15 protein-coding genes and 1 tRNA gene are annotated in these 17,469 nt (G+C 56.6%); 6 read left to right on the forward strand and 10 right to left on the reverse strand.

Annotated elements, in window-relative coordinates:
- Positions 1 to 156: 156 nt before the first annotated feature.
- Positions 157 to 495: a P-II family nitrogen regulator gene (locus tag ACZ9XP_RS11005; protein ID WP_017509599.1), complete on the reverse strand. Its 339-nt coding sequence runs from the start codon at positions 493 to 495 to the stop codon at positions 157 to 159.
- Positions 496 to 645: 150 nt separating this feature from the next.
- On the opposite strand from ACZ9XP_RS11005, the gene purL reads away from it, so the two are divergent.
- Complete coding sequence (gene purL / locus ACZ9XP_RS11010; protein WP_147688859.1) at positions 646 to 4,527, forward strand: phosphoribosylformylglycinamidine synthase; 3,882 nt, start codon at positions 646 to 648, stop codon at positions 4,525 to 4,527.
- Between the two features lie 194 nt (positions 4,528 to 4,721).
- On the opposite strand, the gene ACZ9XP_RS11015 is transcribed toward purL, so the two are convergent.
- Positions 4,722 to 4,806 (reverse strand) — tRNA-Leu (locus ACZ9XP_RS11015).
- 157 nt (positions 4,807 to 4,963) lie between these two features.
- Between ACZ9XP_RS11015 and ACZ9XP_RS11020 the strand changes: the two genes are divergently transcribed.
- The 4 genes from ACZ9XP_RS11020 to ACZ9XP_RS11035 all read left to right on the forward strand — a co-directional run bounded on the left by ACZ9XP_RS11020 (position 4,964) and on the right by ACZ9XP_RS11035 (position 9,157).
- Positions 4,964 to 5,653, forward strand: a complete 690-nt coding sequence (locus ACZ9XP_RS11020) for a Bax inhibitor-1/YccA family protein (RefSeq protein ID WP_147688860.1) — start codon at positions 4,964 to 4,966, stop codon at positions 5,651 to 5,653.
- 124 nt (positions 5,654 to 5,777) lie between these two features.
- Positions 5,778 to 7,385 carry a DNA recombination protein RmuC gene (locus ACZ9XP_RS11025; protein ID WP_147688861.1) on the forward strand — a complete coding sequence of 536 codons (1,608 nt, stop codon included), beginning with the start codon at positions 5,778 to 5,780 and terminating at the stop codon, positions 7,383 to 7,385.
- Between the two features lie 962 nt (positions 7,386 to 8,347).
- Complete coding sequence (locus ACZ9XP_RS11030; protein ID WP_465188432.1) at positions 8,348 to 8,647, forward strand: hypothetical protein; 300 nt, start codon at positions 8,348 to 8,350, stop codon at positions 8,645 to 8,647.
- Positions 8,648 to 8,713: 66 nt separating this feature from the next.
- A complete protein-coding gene (locus ACZ9XP_RS11035; protein WP_465188433.1) occupies positions 8,714 to 9,157 on the forward strand; it encodes a hypothetical protein in 444 nt (147 codons plus the stop codon).
- Here ACZ9XP_RS11035 and ACZ9XP_RS11040 read toward each other — a convergent pair whose 3' ends face one another.
- A complete protein-coding gene (locus tag ACZ9XP_RS11040) occupies positions 9,158 to 10,057 on the reverse strand; it encodes a hypothetical protein (protein WP_465188434.1) in 900 nt (299 codons plus the stop codon).
- A gap of 149 nt (positions 10,058 to 10,206) precedes the next feature.
- Positions 10,207 to 10,740 (reverse strand): DUF2726 domain-containing protein, encoded by a 534-nt coding sequence (locus ACZ9XP_RS11045; protein WP_465188435.1) that lies wholly within the window; start codon positions 10,738 to 10,740, stop codon positions 10,207 to 10,209.
- Between the two features lie 190 nt (positions 10,741 to 10,930).
- Here ACZ9XP_RS11045 and ACZ9XP_RS11050 point away from each other — a divergent pair, with 190 nt between their 5' ends.
- A complete protein-coding gene (locus ACZ9XP_RS11050) occupies positions 10,931 to 11,260 on the forward strand; it encodes a hypothetical protein (protein ID WP_465188436.1) in 330 nt (109 codons plus the stop codon).
- A 115-nt stretch (positions 11,261 to 11,375) separates the two neighbouring features.
- On the opposite strand, the gene ACZ9XP_RS11055 is transcribed toward ACZ9XP_RS11050, so the two are convergent.
- From ACZ9XP_RS11055 to ACZ9XP_RS11080, 6 genes are all read right to left on the reverse strand, one after another.
- Positions 11,376 to 12,599, reverse strand: a complete 1,224-nt coding sequence (locus ACZ9XP_RS11055) for a type II secretion system protein GspD (RefSeq protein ID WP_465188437.1) — start codon at positions 12,597 to 12,599, stop codon at positions 11,376 to 11,378.
- Complete coding sequence (locus tag ACZ9XP_RS11060) at positions 12,596 to 13,687, reverse strand: zonular occludens toxin domain-containing protein (RefSeq protein ID WP_465188438.1); 1,092 nt, start codon at positions 13,685 to 13,687, stop codon at positions 12,596 to 12,598. Before ACZ9XP_RS11060 ends, ACZ9XP_RS11055 begins: the two co-directional genes overlap by 4 nt.
- Positions 13,684 to 14,004 (reverse strand): DUF5455 family protein, encoded by a 321-nt coding sequence (locus ACZ9XP_RS11065; RefSeq protein ID WP_465188439.1) that lies wholly within the window; start codon positions 14,002 to 14,004, stop codon positions 13,684 to 13,686. The genes ACZ9XP_RS11060 and ACZ9XP_RS11065 overlap by 4 nt, the downstream gene beginning before the upstream one ends.
- Positions 14,005 to 14,009: 5 nt before the next feature.
- The gene (locus ACZ9XP_RS11070; RefSeq protein WP_465188440.1) at positions 14,010 to 15,722 is read right to left on the reverse strand and encodes a hypothetical protein; all 1,713 of its coding nucleotides are present in this window, start codon (positions 15,720 to 15,722) and stop codon (positions 14,010 to 14,012) included.
- A 162-nt stretch (positions 15,723 to 15,884) separates the two neighbouring features.
- Complete coding sequence (locus ACZ9XP_RS11075) at positions 15,885 to 16,100, reverse strand: major coat protein (RefSeq protein ID WP_465188441.1); 216 nt, start codon at positions 16,098 to 16,100, stop codon at positions 15,885 to 15,887.
- A gap of 214 nt (positions 16,101 to 16,314) precedes the next feature.
- A complete protein-coding gene (locus tag ACZ9XP_RS11080; protein ID WP_465188442.1) occupies positions 16,315 to 17,466 on the reverse strand; it encodes a phage/plasmid replication protein, II/X family in 1,152 nt (383 codons plus the stop codon).
- Positions 17,467 to 17,469 lie beyond the last annotated feature (3 nt).

The raw sequence follows: 17,469 nt of genomic DNA on the forward strand, positions 1-17,469 counted from the left end.
GCAAGGCAGGGCGGCACCACGCAAGCTCTTGAATCCGCAGCCCTGCGCCTTGCCGCACAAGCAAAAAAGACCGTCGCATAGACGGTCTTTTTTTTTGGCCGGATGGGCAAGGGCAGGCATGGCCGTGCCATACCAACGCCTTGCCTGGGTGTGTGCTTACACCGCGTCTTCGCCGGTTTCGCCGGTGCGGATACGCACCACTTGCTCTACCGGGTAGACAAAGATCTTGCCGTCGCCGATCTTGCCGGTACGCGCAGTCTGGATGATGGCTTCGATAGCGCGATCTACCAGATCGTCGGCGATAACCACTTCGATTTTCACCTTGGGCAGGAAATCCACCACGTATTCGGCACCACGGTACAGCTCGGTATGGCCTTTCTGGCGGCCGAAGCCTTTCACCTCGGTAACGGTCAGACCATTGATGCCAATGTCAGATAAAGCCTCGCGCACTTCATCCAGCTTGAACGGTTTGATGACTGCTTCGACTTTTTTCATGGATCGCAACTCCTTGTATGGATAGGGCAAAGCGGGCTGTTGGCAGCATGATTGTCTGGCAATATTCCACCTGCGGCCTTATAAAAGCGGGGGATTGCGTGTATTATTACGCGCTTTCCTGATCCTTGTCTCCATTGTTGCGGGTATACAATGTCGCACATTCTTAAGCTGCGGGGCGGCGTCGCCCTGTCCCAGTTCCGACTTGATAAACTCTTGGCCAATGCGCGCGAAGCGGGTCTACCAGACCTGACTATTGCCGCCGAATACTGGCACTTCGCCGAAAGCGAGTCGCCACTATCCGAGGCACAAGTTGCCGTGCTGGAAAAACTGCTGACCTATGGCGAACCGCCGCTGGCACAGGAACCAACGGGTGAGTTTTTCCTGGTTACGCCCCGTTTGGGCACCTTGTCACCGTGGGCGTCCAAAGCGACTGACATCGCTCGCCACTGTGGCCTGGAAAATGTCCTGCGCATCGAGCGCGGCATTGCGTACCACATCCAGACCACCACCCCGTTTACCGAAGAGGCTCGCCAGCGTTTGGCGGGCCTCTTGCACGATCGCATGACGGAAACCGTGCTGGCCAGCCTGGCCGACGCGGACCGTCTGTTCGTGCATGTTGACCCACAACCACTCTCCACCGTGGATATCCTGGGTGGTGGCAAGGCTGCGCTGGACGCGGCCAACGCCGACATGGGCCTGGCCCTGTCGCCGGACGAGGTGGACTACCTGGTAGAAAACTTCATCAAGCTGCAGCGCAACCCTAGCGATGTCGAGCTGATGATGTTTGCCCAGGCCAACTCGGAGCACTGCCGCCACAAGATTTTCAACGCGCAGTTCGTGATTGACGGCGTAGAGCAGGGCAAGTCGCTGTTCCGCATGATTCGCGACACGCACGACGCCCACCCGCAGGGCACCCGCGTAGCCTACAAGGACAACGCGTCGGTGATCGATGGCGCCACCATCGAGCGCTTCTACCCGCAGCCAGGCAGCCATACCTATGCCTTCAGCGAAGAGCCGACCCACATCCTGATGAAGGTGGAAACCCACAACCACCCGACAGCGATTTCCCCGTTCCCCGGCGCGTCTACCGGTAACGGCGGCGAAATCCGCGACGAAGGCGCTACCGGCCGCGGCTCGCGCCCGAAAGCTGGCCTGTCCGGCTTTACCGTGTCCAACCTGAACATTCCTGGCTTCCAGCAGCCGTGGGAAGCGCAGCAGTACGGCAAGCCAGGCCGCATCGCGTCGGCGCTGGACATCATGATCGAAGGCCCGATTGGCGGCGCCGCGTTCAACAACGAATTCGGCCGCCCGAACCTGGCAGGCTACTTCCGCACCTTCGAAGACACCTTCCAGGGCGAGCGCCGTGGCTACCACAAGCCCATCATGATCGCCGGCGGCCTGGGCAACATCCAGGAGCAGCAAATCTTCAAGAACGAGATTCCTGAAGGCGCCTTGCTGATTCAGCTGGGCGGCCCCAGCCTGCTGATCGGCCTGGGCGGCGGCGCAGCATCCTCCATGGATACCGGCGCCAACAGCGAAAACCTGGACTTTGACTCGGTACAGCGCGGCAACCCGGAAATCGAGCGCCGCTGTCAGGAAGTGATCGACCGCTGCTGGCAGCGCGGTGCGGCCAACCCTATCGTGTCCATTCACGACGTGGGCGCCGGCGGCCTGTCCAACGCCTTCCCCGAGCTGGTGAACGACGCCGGCCGTGGTGCCATCTTCCACCTGCGCAAAGTGCATCTGGAAGAAAAAGGCATGACCCCGATGCAGATCTGGTCGAACGAATCGCAAGAGCGTTACGTGATGGCAGTGATGCCGGAAGACCTGGCCACCTTTACCGAGATCTGCGAGCGCGAGCGTTGCCCGTTTGCCGTGATGGGCGTGGCCACCGACGACGGCCACCTGCAAGTGCGCGACGACTACTTCGATAACAATCCGGTCGACATGCCGCTGGAAGTGCTGCTGGGCAAACCACCGCGCATGACCCGCGACGTGAAAACCGTGCCGGTGAACACTGCCGCGCTGAATGCCACCCAGTACGACCTGAAAGAGTCGGCCTACCGTGTGCTGCGCAACCCGACTGTAGCCGACAAGAGCTTCCTGATTACCATTGGCGACCGTACCGTAGGCGGCATGACCGCCCGCGACCAGATGGTTGGCCCGTGGCAGGTGCCGGTAGCCGACGTGGCCGTGACGGCCATGGGCTTTAACACCACCTTGGGCGAAGCCATGTCCATGGGCGAGCGCACCCCGGCGGCCCTGTTCGACGCCCCGGCCGCCGGCCGTGTGTCGGTAGGCGAATCGCTGCTGAATCTGGCTGCGGCCAACGTGGGCGAGCTGGGCAATGTGAAGCTGTCTGCCAACTGGATGGCCGCTGCCGGCCACCCGGGCGAAGACGCCAAGCTGTACGCCACCGTCAAAGCCATCTCCGACCTGTGCGTAGCTATCGACGTGAGCATCCCGGTAGGTAAAGACTCGCTGTCGATGAAAACCGTCTGGGAAGAGGGCGGCGACAAAAAAGCCGTGACCGCACCGCTGTCGCTGATCATCTCGGCGTTTGCCCCTGTAGCCGACGTACGCAAGACCGTGACCCCGCAGCTGCGCGCTGCCGATAGCGCCTTGCTGCTGCTGGATCTGGGCGAGGGCAAAAACCGCCTGGGCGGATCCATCTTCGGCCAGGTGTGGAACGACATGAACGGCCAGGCGCCGGACGTGGACAGCGCCGACAAGCTGGCTTCTGCCTTTACCGTACTGCAATCGCTGGTAGAAGACGGCAAGCTGCTGGCCTACCACGACCGTTCCGATGGCGGCCTGTTCGCCACGCTGGCCGAGATGTGCTTTGCCGGCCATCTGGGCGCGCAAGTCGAGCTGTCCATGCTGACCGGTGGCGATGCGGCCAACGTAAACGCGGTACTGTTCAACGAAGAGCTGGGTGCGGTGCTGCAAGTGGCTGCCGATGAAATCGACAACGTACTGAAGCGCTTCGAGATCATGGGCCTGGCGGCCAACGTATCGGTGATCGGCATGCCGGCTACCGATGGCGTGCTGCGCCTGGTGCATGGCGAAGACGAGCTATTTGCCCAGAGCCGCGTGGCCCTGCAGCAAGCCTGGTCGGAAACCAGCTACCGCCTGCAGCGCCTGCGTGACAACCCGGCGGGTGCCGACAGCGAATACGCGCAGATTGCCGACGAAGCCTCGCGTGGCCTGTTTGCCGAGCTGACCTTCAATACCGAAGACAACCCGGCAGCACCGTTTATTGCCACCGGCGCACGCCCACGCATCGCCATCCTGCGCGAGCAGGGCGTGAACGGCCAGATCGAAATGGGTGCTGCCTTTACCCGTGCCGGTTTCGAGGCGGTAGACGTACACATGTCCGACGTGATTGCCGGCCGTGTACAGCTGGCCGACTTCAAAGGCCTGGCCGCTTGCGGTGGCTTCAGCTACGGCGACGTGCTGGGTGCGGGCGAGGGCTGGGCGAAGAGCATTCTGTTCAACGGCCAGGCGCGCGAGCAGTTCGAAGCCTTCTTTGGTCGCAGCGACACCTTTGCCCTGGGCGTGTGCAACGGCTGCCAGATGATGTCCAACCTGTCGGACATCATCCCTGGCGCGCAGCACTGGCCCAAGCTGAAGCGCAACGCGTCCGAACAGTTTGAAGCCCGCTTCGCGATGGTGGAAGTCACCGAGTCGCCGTCCATCTTCCTGCAAGACATGATCGGCTCCAAGCTGCCGGTAGTGGTATCGCACGGTGAAGGCCGCGCAGTGTTTGCCCCGGGCGCACAGGCGCAAGTGCTGACGGCACTGCGTTATGTGGACTTTAACGGCCAGGCCACCGAAACCTACCCGATGAACCCGAACGGTTCGCCGGCAGGCATCACCGGCGTGACCACGCCGGATGGCCGCTTCACCATCATGATGCCGCACCCGGAGCGCGTGTTCCGTACGCTGCAAAACAGCTGGCACCCGGAAAGCTGGGGCGAAAACGGCGGCTGGTTCCGCATGTTTGCCAGCGCACGCCGCTGGATCGGCTAAGGTTGGCCGCACGCTGATAGCAAAACGCCCCGACGAGTCGGGGCGTTTTCTTTACCTCCTGCCAAGTCGCAGGGTGATCGTATTCACGATGGCCGCGCTTGAAATGGGCGGAGCTGCCATCATTTACCGCGATGACAATGCAAAAAGCGCCAGACCATTACGGTGCAGGCGCTTATGCATGCTGTACTGCTGCGTGGTGCGAAAGGAGAGACTCGAACTCTCACGCCGCGAGGCGCTGGAACCTAAATCCAGTGCGTCTACCAATTCCGCCACTCTCGCCACGACATCAGTACTGCTTTGAGGAAACGGATAATAGACCAATCAGCTTTTTTTGGCAAGCATTCTGATCAAAATAGGCATCGGCAGAAACTTGTGTAACAATATGTTGTCCATGACATTGCCGTCCCGAATAACACGCGCGAGGAGAATCGTCGCCATGCAACCGAACCTTCACACTGCTTACAAAACCACCGCTTATAGCGGCGCAAGCCATAAGGTTCTACGTAACACCTATGGCCTGCTGGCCCTGTCCATGGTACCCACCGTGATTGGTGGCGCCCTGGGCGCCAACATGAGCTTTGCCTTCATGGCTGCCAGCCCCATCATGAGCGTTCTGGCCATGATGGTGGTGATCTACGGCCTGATGTTTGCCGTACAGGCCAACCGCAACAATGCGCTGGGTGTGCCGCTGATGCTGGTATTCACCTTTGCCATGGGCCTGATGCTGGGGCCTTTGCTGCAAGTCGCCCTGAAGCTGTCCAACGGCGCGCAACTGATCATGGTTGCCGGCGGCGGTACCGCAGCCGTGTTTGCCGTGATGGCAGGCATTGCCACCACCACCAAGCGTGACCTGTCCGGCATGGGTAAATTCCTGACCGTAGGCGCCGTGGTGCTGATGGTAGCCATCGTTGCCAACATCTTCCTGCAGCTGCCTGCCATGGCCCTGGCCATCTCCGCAGCCTTTGTGATCTTCAGCTCGCTGATGATCCTGTGGGAAGTGAAAAACGTTGTGGATGGCGGCGAAACCAGCTACATCTCTGCCGCACTGGGCATCTACATCAGCATCTACAACCTGTTTACCAGCCTGCTGCATCTGCTGATGGCGTTTGCCGGTGACCGCGACTAAGCCCTGACAGATAGCGCAAACTGATCAACGCCGGCCTTGTGCCGGCGTTTTTGCATCTGGCGGGCTAGCGCTGGCACCTGAAAATGTACATAATCAAAATAGCAAAAACCACGGGCCACGACACATGCTAGACATCCTCATTACAGCCATTCTGGCAGCAGGCAGCAGCGGGGGGCTGGCATGGCTCTTGTTACGCGGCAAAAGCGATGCCGCTTACCAGCAGGGCAGGGCAGAGGTACAGCTGGAGCTGGCGCAGCTGCAGGGCCAGTGGCACAGCATGAACCAGCAATGGCAAGCACTACAGCAGCGCGAACAGCAGGCACAAGACAGCCTGCAAACCCTGCATGCGCAGTACACCGAAAGCCAGCAAAAGCTCGCCAGCCTGGCCAGCCACCTGCAGCGCATCCCCGAGCTGGAAACCCGCCTGCAAGCACGCGAAGCGCAGCTGCAGAGCCAACAACAGTTGGCCGCAGAGCAGGGCGCACGCCTGGCCGCCAGCGAAGAGCAGGGCAGGCAAATGGAACGCCTGCTGCAAGAGCGCGGCCAACTTCAGGCGCAATTGGCTGCCTTGCAGCAAGAGGGCGCCCAGCTACAGGTAGACAAGCAACAGCTGCACACCCTGCTGGAACAAGAACGGCTGCAGGCCGCAGAGAAGCTGGCCATCCTGGCCAACGCGCGCGAAAGCCTGAGCCAGCAATTCAAGCTGCTGGCCAACGATATCCTGGAAGAAAAAAGCCAGCGCTTTACCGAGCAAAACCGGCAAAACCTCGACCAGCTACTGGCGCCCATGGGCGAACGACTACAAGCCTTTGGCAAACTGGTGCAAGACACCTACGACAAAGACAGCAAAGAACGCCTGACGCTGGAGCACGAGCTGCGCAAGCTACAGCAGCTCAATACCCAGCTCAACCAGGACGCCATTGCCCTGACCAATGCCTTAACCGGCAGCAATAACAAAGCCCAGGGCAACTGGGGCGAAATGGTGCTGGAAAAAGTGCTGGAAAGCTCCGGCCTCACGCGCAACCGCGAGTATCGCGTGCAGGTATCCGACCGCGTTGAGCAGGAAGACGGCAGCCAGCGGCGGTACCAGCCCGATGTCATCATCGACTTGCCGGAAGGCAAGCAACTGGTCATCGACTCGAAAGTATCGCTCAACGCCTACGTGCGCTATACCGCCAGCGAAGACCGCGCCACCCAAGAGGCTGAACTCAAGGCACACATCGCCGCACTGCGTCAGCATATCCGCACACTATCCGACAAACGCTATCAGGACCTGTACAAGCTCAACACACTGGACTTTGTGTTCATGTTCATCCCGGTCGAGCCCGCCTACCTGCTGGCCGTACAGCAGGACATGAGCCTGTTCAATGAGGCATTTGAGCGCCGCATCATGATCGTCGGCCCCAGCACATTGCTGGCCACGTTACGCACCGTGGCCAGCATCTGGCGCTACGAATACCAGAACCAGAACGCACAGGAAATCGCCCGTCAAGGCGGCGCCATGTACGACAAGCTGGCCAGCCTGGCCGAGTCACTGGAAAAGGTTGGCCGCCAGATCGGCCAGCTGCAAGACAGCCACCAGCAAGCCATGCGCCAGCTCAGCAGCGGCAGCGGCAACCTGCTAGGCCGCGCCGAAAAGCTGCGCAAGCTGGGTGCCAAAAGCAGCAAAAGCCTGCCAGGCCACCTGCTGGCCGAGACCCTGGCAGAAAATGAAGTAGAAAACGCAGAATAATTCTTGCACTGGCATGACCAGTCATCTATAAAAAAATCAGGTAACAGAAAGGAGGGAGCAAATCTTGGAATCGCTGGTTTTACTCGTAGTTGCAGTTGGATTTGTTGCGTTCTTTAGCCGTAAAGCGTTAGTCCAGAAGCGAGCACGTATCGTCGTGCGCACGCAGCACCCGGCCTCCCGCCGGCAACGCTCCAACCTTTTTTGATACCTGTTTGTGGTGTTTGGAATGAAGTAGTTTGAAGCAATGTTTAGTCAGACGAACCTTTAGTTTTACTCACCCCAACACAAAGCCGGCCATTGGCCGGCTTTGTCATTTTCACCGTTACTAGAATAAAAGCACACTGCAGGACAAGTCAGTTCTTCAACACGCTGCGTCTATTGTTGTGCGCATTGGGATTCATGCCTTTTCTGCTTTTTCTTTCGGTAGTTACGTGATCTTGCCGCAAAACCAGCTAGAAGGCTGATGTGCTGGTATTGAATGCCCGAAAACATCAATCATTACCGCTTTTTGAATTTGTACTTTTTCAAAAGAGCACATCCGCAGAGATTAACCAACCATGACCAAGAGACGACCCAAGCCAGCGTCCCGGCCGATTTTCGATAGGCATCCTAACAAGAACGAGCAGTCATAACAGACACCAAAATGCACGCTGCATATACCCAGCCAAGCGCAACCAAGTGCAACCAAACCAACGCCAGACGGGACTTTTGGGCGGATTTTCGCAAAAAGATCGGCGCATTGGCCGTGGCCGGTCTGATGGTTCTGACGACGCTAATGAGCCCAGTTGACGCTCAAAAAGCCCCCTCAGGGGTTTAGTATTTACGTCGTATAATTCGGCCTTATGTAAAACGCATCACAGACTGTTGTATCATGCCGCATACGTATAAATACCATGTGGTACCGATGCGACAGCAGCGGCACATGGCAACCAAGCAACCACCCCTAGACTTCTGGAGCAGGCATGTTTGTATATGTTGTTGATGTTCTGATCATGATGAGTTGCCTAGTCACGTTCAAGGTGCTGATGTTCAACCATGAGCTAAAGCGCCCACCTCGTGATCTTAAAGATTTCATGACTTCATATAAGTTAAGGCTTTTCTCGATAATCATCTTCAGTGCTTTTTCAATGTTTCTTATCGCAGTTTGGCATGAAGAAATTGCCGACTCAGCGTCATACAACATCAAGCAACTCGCTTTTCTCGCTATGTTTGCTATCCCGTGGGGGTACATGGCGTATCTGGCAAAGCAAGGAAAGCGATAAGATTTTTAACGCAAAACATGCCAGATAAACAATCAAGCGGTGTTTAAGCCCTGACGGTACCTGGCCATGCGAGTTCGTCGATTCCCCCGCTGCGACTTCCCCTGCAACCCTGATGACCTCATCAGGGTTGTTTGCTTTGGCGACGCTGACAAGCTGGCCGCTTCGCTATACGTGACAGTAGACCAGATAGAACGCTGGCGAACGGGACAGGAGGCGGTACCGTATGCGGTGTACGCCACGCTGAAAGCGCAGGACAAACCGCAGCTGGGTGAAACGTGGGGCGAGTGGCAGGGCTTCTACCTGGACAGAGGGCGGCTGGTATCGGATGAATACCGCGCCGCTGTCAGCCTGGATGATGTGCTGAAGCTAAGGGAGTATCGCCGGCTCGACAGGCTCGTGGTGGAGCAGGCAGAGACTATCGAGCGGCTGATTGTGGAGCGTGATTTTTACAAGGGCCAATGCCATAGGGAGGCGCGGTTCGGTTTAATGATCAACAAAATCTTTAAATGATCAATCATCACTCCCTTCCACAAACTTATGCACATCAAACTCCTCGCCATTTTCCGAATGCCTGTCTGGCTTTTTTAAGGTATGAAGTGTGGCGTAAGTTTTTAGCTTCTTTGAAACGGCCAAGGATATTTCTTGGCCCGTAAATTTAGAGCGAACACAGTAGGAAACCAAGTCCCTCCAGAAATTCAGCTCTCGAGAGTACTCATGCAATTTTGAACTTTGCAAGTGGCGAATTCTAGCGGCACGCTTTTTACTCTGCCACATCTCTTCTCGCAACTCTTCCTGAGTGACTTTTAAATCATTATTCATTGCAAGCAACGAATCCATAGAGGTTTTTAAATTATTCTTATCTTCAATTACTAGAGTGTATCTTGCGTTGAAATTTCTATGCTCGACCATGCTTATGGCAAGTGTGGCGAGAAAAGAAATCACGGCCGAGGAACCAGCAAAGACAAGGAAAAGAATTATATTGCCCCCATTGGAGCCTTCATTGGCAACATCAAAACCTATGGACTTGGCATTCGATGTAATTGAGTAATCCGCCTTCCCCGAGGATACTATAAAAATCTCAATCCGCTTCGAGGGCGGTATTTTATCAATTCTGAAAATATGCCCATGCGTTATATTTTTTGGCGTCACATCCTCCACTGCAATAATGGCAGAGGAGTGAATGTCTTCAATTTTAACATGGTCTGGCAGTGTCAATATAAGTCCATCAATGAAATTGCTAGACGTATTGCCAATTGAGACTGATTTGATGAATGATTTTTCGGCCGCTACTCCAGTCCCAATGGATATCTCACCCGAGGATGATTGGTAATTAAACCACATGGAGCTACTCAAAAAAACGATGAAGGCAGTGAATAGCGGATAGGCAATAAGACTTTTGAAGTCATTCATAATTTTTCCACTTGTTGATGCAATCAAGCATATTGGCAAACAGCACCACCAACGACACTTCACAGGGTTAGTGCCAAAATGGCACAAAAGACGGGTATTACCAGTCACCCGTCAGTGACACCGAGTGCCGGAGGTACCGGCACACACCTTCACGCTTGCTTGAGCTGATCCAGCTTTAGCAGCACATCACACAGGCGTTGCACCTGGTCGGCGTGCGGCACTTTCGGAATGCGGAAAACGCGAATGCCGGCCTGCTTAATGGCGGCGTCGCGCTGCTGGTCGGCTTCCTTCTTGTTGGCGTGCGTGCTGTCGTCCAGCTCGATGAGCGCCACAATAGTGAAGTCCGGGCGCACGATGAGGAAATCGGCCACCTTCTGGCGCATGGTGGCAAAGCGACGGTAGTTGGATTTGCTGTCCCCACCCTCAACGCGCAGGAACGCACTGAACGCCACCTGCGGCAGCACGATGTAATGACCGTTCAACTGCTTGGCTAGCGCCCAGTAGCAAGTTGCCTCGCGCTCTGTAAGCGGGGGCTTGCTGCGGAACACAGACAGGGGGGATTGCGGGCCGGCATCGGTCGCAGCGTCGTCAGACCCTTTGGCTTTCTTCTGCGCAGCCTTGGTTACGATACCCAAGACGACAAGAAACAGGGCGGCAATGATGAAAATTGTAAGTAGCGTCATGCCAAAAGAGTAACAAACAAGGCTGGCCGTAAGCAAACCGGAATGGGCGGCTTGCGCGGTGTGGGAATCTCAAATTGAGACTAAAGGCGGTTAGTTATCAGTGCACCGCCTAGGGATACTTAGCAAACGCTTTTATCGCGACAACTGCCACTGGCTACTATTCCATTTTGCATATCTGGTGGATGGCAAAATGAACGCTAACTTATCGACATGGGTAGTCTGGGGCTTGGCAATGCTTGGCGGGCTGGTTGCATGGCTTGTTATCTATGACTTTGCAAAGCAATGGTGGCGTACGGTACGTAACAGAAGAAACACGCGCTATCGCGTGAAGTCCGATGCTTTGTTCATGCAACTAGCCAGGCTATGCGGTGGCCGGACAGACCTGGCTCACCAGGTAGTCATGATGGAGATGGCCGACAACAGGAAGTTGAACGCCGACCTTGCGGCACAGTTCGCCATCAGCAAACTGGAAAGAGCAGGGGGCATTGGTCACCTTTCTGATAGGGACAGGCCAGATTGACAGGCACCAACAACGAAGCAGACTGTAGCAAAAGCAAAACCCCCGACCGTAGCGGCTCGGGGGTTTTTGTTGTGCGGGGTCGTTTCCGGCGGCCACGCTGCGCATGGCACGCCGGTCACGACACCTTTTGCACTTCCAGCACCAGGAGCAGCTGGGTTCGGCCATCGGTGCGCTTGGTGGTCTTCATGAAGTCGGGCAGGAAGCTGAAACCGGCATGGCTGGACGAGTCCTTGCTTTCTTCCAGGCCAGCCAGAACGATGATATCGCCGGACTCTAGCCCCACGGTGGTTTGCAGCTCGCGTTTCAGCAAAGTTGGGGAATCGATACTGCTGGTACTGGTGCGCTGGAAGTTCGACAGCTGTTGCCAGACTTCTACCTGTACGCGGTCGCGCATGATGACGGGCTTGAGCGAGAAGATCACGCCCGACTGCCGGTAGGTGATGGATTGCACAGGGTTGCCGTTCTTGTCGGTTTGCACCGAATCCAGCACCGGTACATCAGAGCCCACGGTAAAGCGGCCTTGTGCGCCGTTGGCTATGCGCAGGGTAGGCTGTGATACCAAGGCAAAGCGGGAATCTCCTTCCAGGGCGGATAGCACAGCTTCGATGGTGCTGTTCTTGAAGGTGATGAAGTTGCCCATGGGGCTGCCGCCGTAGGATAGCGACAACTTGCCGGCAAAGGCGCTAAACGCTGTCTTGAAGCTGAATCCCTGTTCGTTTTCTTCCGAGTACTCGATCACGGCCGCACGGGCGACGATTTCCAGAGGTTTGACGTCGTACTGTTCAAGCAAGGCTAGCGCGGCCTTGCGGCGCTTGTCCTGGGCAGCCAACACGACAAATTCGGCATCAGCAAAGCTGGTGCCCAAAAAACCATTGATGACGCGCTGTAGCTGCTCTACGGGGCGAAAGCGTGGGCGGTAAAGCTCTACGGCATCCAGCTGCATGGCCTGGGCTGTGGCGGCTCTTTCAGCTGCAAGCGTTGGGGCAAGGGTGGCCTGGCCACCTTGCGCCGCACCTGGCACAGCCAAAGAGCCCGCTTGCACGGACTTGGCAGGGGTAAGCCAGTTAATGCCGTTGCGGCGTTCTACCTGTATGCCGGCATCGAGCAGCACACGTTCAAGCAAGGGGCGAATCTCGGCGCGCTCGATGTTGGCCACATTCACGGTGACGCGGCGGGAGTCTTCTACCAGCTGCGGGTCAACAATGAAATCTTCCTTGAGGATGGCTTTAAAGGTGGCCTCGCCAAATTGCACCAGGCCTATGCGATCAAACTGCAAGGCCAGCGGCTGGGCGGTAGCGTGAGCGGCGACAAACAGCAGGGCTAGCAACAGGCGTTTCATGGCTGTTCCTTTGGCTTGGGTGTGGTGCTGTACCAGGTACCGGCAATGCGCACCCGGGTTTCACCTGGCAAACGGTTGATGATGTCGGCGCGCAGGGTCTGGCCGTTATCAAGTGCGGCAAACACTTCATTGCCCTGGGTAAAGGTGCCGAGCAGGCGCACAGGGGACGTGGCGGCGTTGTTGAATTCGTCCAGGGAGAGAACGCGGGGCAGGTTGGCCGCAGCTGGGTTGGCCTGCTGCAACCTGGGCGCGTAGTAGTGGACGGCAGCGCCGCCAGCGAACAGGCCGACAAGGCCGGAAATCAGGGCGATTTTGGCGTACATGAGCGCGTATTGACCTAGTGAGAGGTAGCGGCCTTTCAGGTGCCAGGGCGGCAGCAGGGTGGACACGCCAGATACAGGGGAATTGCCCAGCACCTGGTTGGTGTCGTAGGCGCGGTAAAGGTCGTGGCCGCGGTACATCCAGCGGTCTGACACGGGGGAAAGCTCAGACATGCCATAGCGAATGATGGCGATATGCACCTTGGGCGGGCGCAGGGCAAAGCCGAGCTGTTTGGTGAACCAAGTCACAAAAGGGATGCTCAGACGGTCTAGCCGCTTGCACACGCCCCACATTTCAAACAAGGCCGAGCGGGTTTGTTTGTCGATGAGGTCTTCATGCTGCACCAGCATGAGAATGTCCCAGCCGTATTTACGGGAATGGCGCAGCCAGTCGTTGATGGCGTCGCGCTGGGCTTTCTTGTCGCGGTCGTTCCAGTCGCGTGCATTCAGGAAGCTGGCGACTTCATCCAGGCACAGCAGGCCGTTCTGCTCGTCGGTGTAGCCATCCAGCTGGCCGATGGTGCCATCTTCACGCCAGTAGAGCTTGGCGTTGCCCAGCGGCAGGTTTAGCAGGTCTGGGTGTGTGGGGTAGTCGGGCAGACGGTACACGCGCACCTTGCGCGCATCTGGCGGGAACATGCGCTCCAGGAACAAATCCAGATTGGTGGCCACGGCGCGGCCTTCGCGCAGGTAGTCGCGGATTTTGCCGACTGCGGCCAAGGTCTTGCCCTGGCCGCGCTTGCCGGTTAGCAGAATGCCGGTGCTCATTTAGGGAGGCTTGCCCAGTAAACGGCTTTTTTGTACCGGAAGACATATGCGGCGAGCTCAGCAGTAAGTATCGCTGTAATACAAGCTTCTGCATTGCTAGGCCACAGTATGCCCATGCCCATGAGTACCCATTCGTTCGTTATTGAGTAGGAAATACCTACAACTAAGCTTTTGAGGAAAACATAAAAGCCAACTGCGAGCGTTGACAGGACGCCAGCTGTGAAAATGGCCATTCCAATCGTCTTGGTAAACCGATTACTTAGATAGACGAGCAGGGCATTGAATGCCGACATCAGGAAACCTGCGAGAAAATTCATATCGGTTACTCCTTGGAGGTGTCAGTGAACAAACGGAACAAGTACCAAGCGGTGAATACGTAAAACAGGTATCCCATTACTACGGTCATCAGTGAGACGTAAGGACAAACATCCCAAGAAAATGACGCACCAAGGAACGCAATAGGAATAGGCTTGCACTGGCCGAAATCACGAGGTATGGGAACCCACTCATGGCCAAAGCTATCGAGAAATGCGAAATTGTCGGCCAAGCCATCTTTCAGAGATGCAAGTGCGCCATCATCCGCGCCGGAACCATCGGTACCGGCTTTGCCTGCCTTGTCACCCAGGCCTTGAAAACCGGAGTCATCCAGCGTGGTCTTGTTGTTGCCGGTACCTGTGCCACCATCTGTGCCGGAGCCGGAGCCGGAGCCGGAGCCGGAGCCGGAGCCGGAGCCGGAGCCGGAACCTTCACCGGAGCCTGTGCCAGTACCACCACCAGCAGCACCACCGCCTGTACCGCCGCCCGATGAATCGCCACCGCCAGTAGACCCACCGCCAGTAGACCCACCGCCAGTAGACCCACCACCACCAGTAGACCCACCACCACCAGTAGACCCACCACCACCAGTAGACCCACCACCACCAGTAGACCCACCACCACCAGTAGACCCACCGCCACCAGTAGACCCACCGCCACCGGTAGACCCACCACCGCCAGTAGACCCACCACCGCCAGTAGACCCACCACCGCCAGTAGACCCACCGCCAGAGCCAATACCAGCCGGAACACAAAGACCTTGTTGATCGCAGTTATAGGTGCCAAGCACATCGACGGTGACAGGCATAAACCCACCAGGAAACTGCATAGGCTTATCGGATGGAACGGAAATGGTCAGTGCCCCACCAACCACTGAAACGGGAACCGTTCCAGACCAATCTGGCGATTGGTAGGTAATCGCAGACGAAGAAACGTTTACCTGCACACCAACGCAATTAAGCTTGTACACACCTGCGGCCACTTCAGTTTCGCAACCGTTGGCCTCCTGGACTTTGGTTTTTCCATCGCAAGCTGGGTTATTTGGATCAAGTTCAAACTGACCATTCTTGAAAATGGCCTCGCACTTCACGCCGGAAGGCTTTTCAACTTGCGAGCTGTTGGAAAGAGCACAGCCACCAGAAGCAGCGGAATAACCAGTAGGGCACGAGGCCGGAACCGCCCCTTCGCCATCGTAATTATTCAAATTCACATTCTCGCGAAAACCCTTGCGCCAAGTAATGCACTCGCGCCCCTCAGGGGAAAGACCAGCTTTTGCGCATGACGAGGCATAAGCAGCATCAACTTGAGCTTGCGTGTAAGGCGCTGGTACAAATTCGGACGTCGCCGGATCCCACTGATAGTTAATGATTCGACCGTAAGCAGTTCGCCCTGGCGTTTTAGGTGCTGAAGTTGGAGGGGTCGAAACTGGCTTGCCATCAGCGCCTGGCTTTACGGGCCAGCCAGGCACAGGGGTACTGGTATTGCCATCTAATCTAATAATCATGCCTCCCGTGTCGTTGCCGCCACCGCCAGAACTGGACGAAGACGAACCGACAGAAAGACTGCTCAACTTGAGAAGTAGCAAGGAGGCATGCGCCGAAATGGAAAGAATGCCGGCATACACGACGGGCGGCGGGATGTAGGCATAGGCCCGCATGGGAAACGTGACCTGCAATATCAAAAAGACAATCAGGAAAAATCGGGAGAGGGCGTTTTTCATGGCGTGGGCTGCTCCTTGCAAACATGTACTTCACAAACGTCTTGCTGCCGCGCTGCGCTTGGCGGGTTGGCTTTTGCCGTTACTCCCGTTGGGAGTAACAACAAAAACCAACCTACAAAAAAAGGCGGCTTTCGCCGCCTTTTTGCCTGACGGCGTTAGCCGTTAAACCTTGTTGGTAAAGCGCTTGAACAGCTTAATGACAATGGCCAGACCGAGCATGAAGCCGATAACCGGAAAGACCAGGTCAAACATGGCTTGGCCATCGGCTTTAACACCATTCACTGTGGTGGCAACGGAGGCGGGCAGTTCGGCATGTGCGGCAGCAACCAGACCAAGCAGCAGGGCAGGGACGGCAAACAGCTTTTGTTTCAGGTTCATGGTGAACTCCTAGATTTGTTCAACGAAGCGACGAAAGGCCAGAATGGAAAGGCCACAAACATAGCCAGCTACCCAGGCAGAAAACAGGTAACCGACTAATTGGGCGGCATCTGCGGTACTCATCGTTTCAACCCCGCAGCAAAGCCGAGCGCCCACAGCACAACGAGGGCGGCGATAAAAATCAGATCCTGAACGGAATACTGGTCAAGCATGATTAGGCGGCCTCCTGTTGGGGCAGGGCGCGCAAGGTCATGCGGCGTTGGTGCTGCCAGTACCAATCCGGCACCGAGGCCACGGGCTGAATCTGCACAATGTTGATAACGGGGCTGAACTTGTGCAGCGTGGGCAGAGGCTCGCTGATATCCAGGCCGTAATCGCGCAGCGCCTTAAGGTGGCGGTAAAAGGTACGGCGGGAGAGCAGGGCGGCGACGTTCTCGCCACGTAGATAGGCCGAAGCAGTCATGCGCACAGGGGCAGGGAGGCTTTCCAGCTCCAGGCGGCTAATGTCTTCTTTCACACGGCCAAGCAGTGGCTGAACTTCGTCATCAAAGAGGCGGACGAGTTTTTGCATGGTGATTTCCCCCAAAAAGCGGCAATGGTTGTCACGCAGCAAAAGGCGCTTGGCTTCAAGCTCAAAGCGCAAAATTCCGTGACTGTGGGCGTATTGGTAAACGGGGTCTTGCTCGATTTCCTCTTTGTGCCTGCCATGCCGATGAACCAGCATTTCCGGCGCCTTGAGGTAGGCTTTCAGGTATTTGCGCCCTGCTTTGCGTCCCCATGAAACCGTGGTGTCATGAGCTCGGGTGCGCTTAACGTGGCTAACTGATTGGGTGGAAAGCCAATCAATGGCGGCTTGGGCGTTGCCAGCCGAGCCGGTAATGAAGTTCTGGGTAATGTGGACTTCTGAAACCGTTGCGCCTGTCCAATCGATCAACAAGCCATGCTTGAGATCATGGGCGCTGGGCTGGCTTTTCTCGTAGGGCTCACCAACGGAAAACGGCGGCAAACCATAGGTGGCCAGAATTTCGTTTACTTTCTGGATGGTGGCGTCAAAGTCCAGGTTAAACAGATTGTCAGGCCGACAGAAACGGCCAACATTGCCTTCAAATTCGACTTTGGTACCATCACAGCGGATAACATAAAGCGAGTCATACGAGCCGGTAATGAAGCGGCGGGAAACCGATTCGTAAACAGGAATCGGGTTTCCATCCTCATCGTGCGGGAATTCGCCGGTTTCATCACGCTGGAACTTGTAGACAATGCCATCTTCAACGACGGGCAAGCGCTCGCGGTATGTACCGTCGCCCATATGGCCAACGGCATGCGTTTGCTGAATGCGGATAAAGTCGATGAAGTGGCCGGACATGGT

The sequence above is a fragment of the Vogesella perlucida genome, from assembly GCF_979366545.1.

What these genes read in the sequence shown, in the direction of transcription:
- ACZ9XP_RS11005 (WP_017509599.1), bottom strand. Translation starts at nt 495, where the DNA reads ATGAAAAAAGTCGAAGCAGTCATCAAACCGTTCAAGCTGGATGAAGTG.
- ACZ9XP_RS11040 (WP_465188434.1), bottom strand. Translation starts at nt 10,057, where the DNA reads ATGAATGACTTCAAAAGTCTTATTGCCTATCCGCTATTCACTGCCTTC.
- ACZ9XP_RS11075 (WP_465188441.1), bottom strand. Translation starts at nt 16,100, where the DNA reads ATGAACCTGAAACAAAAGCTGTTTGCCGTCCCTGCCCTGCTGCTTGGT.
- ACZ9XP_RS11045 (WP_465188435.1), bottom strand. Translation starts at nt 10,740, where the DNA reads ATGACGCTACTTACAATTTTCATCATTGCCGCCCTGTTTCTTGTCGTC.
- ACZ9XP_RS11050 (WP_465188436.1), top strand. Translation starts at nt 10,931, where the DNA reads ATGAACGCTAACTTATCGACATGGGTAGTCTGGGGCTTGGCAATGCTT.
- ACZ9XP_RS11020 (WP_147688860.1), top strand. Translation starts at nt 4,964, where the DNA reads ATGCAACCGAACCTTCACACTGCTTACAAAACCACCGCTTATAGCGGC.
- ACZ9XP_RS11030 (WP_465188432.1), top strand. Translation starts at nt 8,348, where the DNA reads ATGTTTGTATATGTTGTTGATGTTCTGATCATGATGAGTTGCCTAGTC.
- ACZ9XP_RS11055 (WP_465188437.1), bottom strand. Translation starts at nt 12,599, where the DNA reads ATGAAACGCCTGTTGCTAGCCCTGCTGTTTGTCGCCGCTCACGCTACC.
- ACZ9XP_RS11070 (WP_465188440.1), bottom strand. Translation starts at nt 15,722, where the DNA reads ATGAAAAACGCCCTCTCCCGATTTTTCCTGATTGTCTTTTTGATATTG.
- ACZ9XP_RS11035 (WP_465188433.1), top strand. Translation starts at nt 8,714, where the DNA reads ATGCGAGTTCGTCGATTCCCCCGCTGCGACTTCCCCTGCAACCCTGAT.
- ACZ9XP_RS11065 (WP_465188439.1), bottom strand. Translation starts at nt 14,004, where the DNA reads ATGAATTTTCTCGCAGGTTTCCTGATGTCGGCATTCAATGCCCTGCTC.
- ACZ9XP_RS11060 (WP_465188438.1), bottom strand. Translation starts at nt 13,687, where the DNA reads ATGAGCACCGGCATTCTGCTAACCGGCAAGCGCGGCCAGGGCAAGACC.
- ACZ9XP_RS11025 (WP_147688861.1), top strand. Translation starts at nt 5,778, where the DNA reads ATGCTAGACATCCTCATTACAGCCATTCTGGCAGCAGGCAGCAGCGGG.
- purL (WP_147688859.1), top strand. Translation starts at nt 646, where the DNA reads ATGTCGCACATTCTTAAGCTGCGGGGCGGCGTCGCCCTGTCCCAGTTC.
- ACZ9XP_RS11080 (WP_465188442.1), bottom strand. Translation starts at nt 17,466, where the DNA reads ATGTCCGGCCACTTCATCGACTTTATCCGCATTCAGCAAACGCATGCC.